Below are 2318 nucleotides of genomic sequence, written 5' to 3' on the forward strand. Positions count from 1 at the left end.
CAGCGCGTCGCGCAGGGCCGGCCCGCCACCTCCCTCGCCTGGGGCCTGTGGGACGGCCCGGGCATGGGCGGCGAACTGGCGGAGGGTGAGCTGGACCGGCTTGAGCGGGCGGGTGTGCTCACACTGTCCGCGGACGAGGGCTTGGCGCTGCTGGATGCCGGTGTGGCCGGTGAGCGGGCGGTGCTGGTGCCGGTCCATCTGGACCTGAAGACCCTGGCCGGTTCCGGTGAGTTCCTGCCGCCGCTGCTCCGCGTGCTGGGTGGGGGTCGTGGGCGGCGTGTCGTGGCGGCGGGTGCCGAGGCGGCGACGCTGACCGCGCAACTGGCGGCCCTGGCGCCGGCCGGGCAGCTTTCGTTGCTGGCCGATCTGGTGCAGTCGCGGGCGGCGATGGTGCTGGGCTTCGCCGACGCCTCGGCGATCGACCCGGCCCTGCCGTTCCAGGACCTGGGCTTCGACTCACTGATGGCGGTGGAGTTCCGCAACCGGTTGAACGAGGCGACCGGACTGCGGCTGCCGGCCACGCTGATCTTCGACTACCCGACCTCACAGGCACTGGTCGCCCACCTGGTCACGGAGCTCCTGGACGGTCAGGAGACCGCGACTGCGGTGGTCCAGGGCCGGGTGGTGGACGACGAGCCGATCGCGATCGTCGGTATGGCGTGCCGCTTCCCGGGCGCTGTGACCTCGCCGGAGGATCTGTGGCGGATGGTGGCGGCCGGTGCGGACGGGATCGGCGGGTTCCCGACCGACCGCGGCTGGGACCTGGAGGGCCTCTACAGCCCCGACCCGGACAACCGCGGCACCACCTACACCCGGCACGGCGCCTTTCTCTACGACGCAGCCGACTTCGATCCGGGGTTCTTCGGGATCTCGCCGCGTGAGGCGCTGGCGATGGACCCGCAGCAGCGTCTGCTGCTGGAGACCTCGTGGGAGGCGATGGAGCGGGCGGGCATCAGCCCGACGACGCTGCGCGGCAGCCGTACCGGCGTGTTCGCCGGCATCATGTACCACGACTACGCCACCGGCCGCGCACCCCTGCCGGCCGAGCTGGAAGGCATGATCGGCACAGGCAACGCAGGCAGCGTCGCATCCGGCCGGGTGTCCTACACCTTCGGTTTGGAGGGTCCGGCCGTGACGGTGGACACGGCATGCTCGTCCTCGCTGGTGGCGCTGCATCTGGCGGCGCAGGCACTGCGCAACGGCGAGTGCGATCTGGCGCTGGCCGGTGGTGCGACGGTGATGGCCACCCCGGCCACGTTCGTGGAATTCTCCCGCCAGCGCGGGCTGTCCGTGGACGGCCGGTGCAAGGCGTTCTCCTCGGACGCGGACGGCACCGGCTGGGGCGAGGGCGCGGGCATGCTGCTGGTGGAGCGGCTCTCCGATGCACGTCGCAACGGGCACCCCGTTCTTGCGCTCGTCAAGGGCAGTGCGATCAACCAGGACGGTGCGTCCAACGGCCTGACCGCGCCGAACGGCCCCTCGCAGCAACGGGTGATCCGTCAGGCCCTCGCGGGCGCCGGCCTCACCACTGCGGACGTGGATGTGGTGGAGGCACACGGAACCGGCACCGCGCTCGGTGACCCGATCGAGGCCCAGGCCCTGTTGGCCACCTACGGTCAGGACCGGCCCGGGAACGAGCCGTTGTGGCTCGGCTCCGTCAAGTCCAACATCGGTCACACCCAGGCCGCGGCGGGCGCCGCCGGTGTGATCAAGATGGTGATGGCGATGCGCCACAACCAGCTCCCGAAGACCCTGCACGTCAGCGAGCCGTCCAAGCACGTCGACTGGGAAGTGGGCGCGGTCGAGCTGTTGACCGAGGCCCGGCCCTGGGAGCGGGCTGACACGCCACGTCGCGCCGCCGTGTCCTCGTTCGGGATCAGCGGCACCAACGCGCATGTGATCCTGGAGGAGCCGCCCGTCAAGGACGTGCCGGCCGCGCCCACGCGCAGCCCGCGCCGCCGCTTCCAGGCCCGAATCGCTGTGCCATGGCTCCTCTCGGCCCGCGACGGGCAGTCGCTCGCTGCGCAAGCCGGGCGCCTTGCCGACTGGGTGCGCGAGCACCCGGACGCCGACCCGGCGCACGTCGGCTGGTCGCTGGCGATCGGCCGGGCAATGCTCGGACAGAAGGCGGTAGTGGCCGGCGGCGACCGCGAGGAGCTGCTGGAGGCGCTGACCGCGCTGGCCGAGGGCCGCGACGCCGCCGAGGTGACCGAGTCTGCTCCCGGCCACGGCCACGGCCGGGGCCGGCTGGCGGTGTTGTTCACTGGTCAGGGCAGCCAGCGGGTCGGCATGGGCGCCGACCTGGCGGCCGCGTTCCC

Annotated in this window: 1 protein-coding gene; it reads left to right on the forward strand. The window is 72.5% G+C overall.

Annotated features, from left to right (window positions below; all coding sequences use genetic code 11):
• On the forward strand, nucleotides 1–2318 hold a 2318-nt coding region (locus ACLQ2N_RS35855; RefSeq protein WP_425819970.1), incomplete at both ends, for a beta-ketoacyl synthase N-terminal-like domain-containing protein.

This window comes from Streptomyces sp. DT224 (genome assembly GCF_049844595.1).
GTDB lineage: Bacteria > Actinomycetota > Actinomycetes > Streptomycetales > Streptomycetaceae > Streptomyces.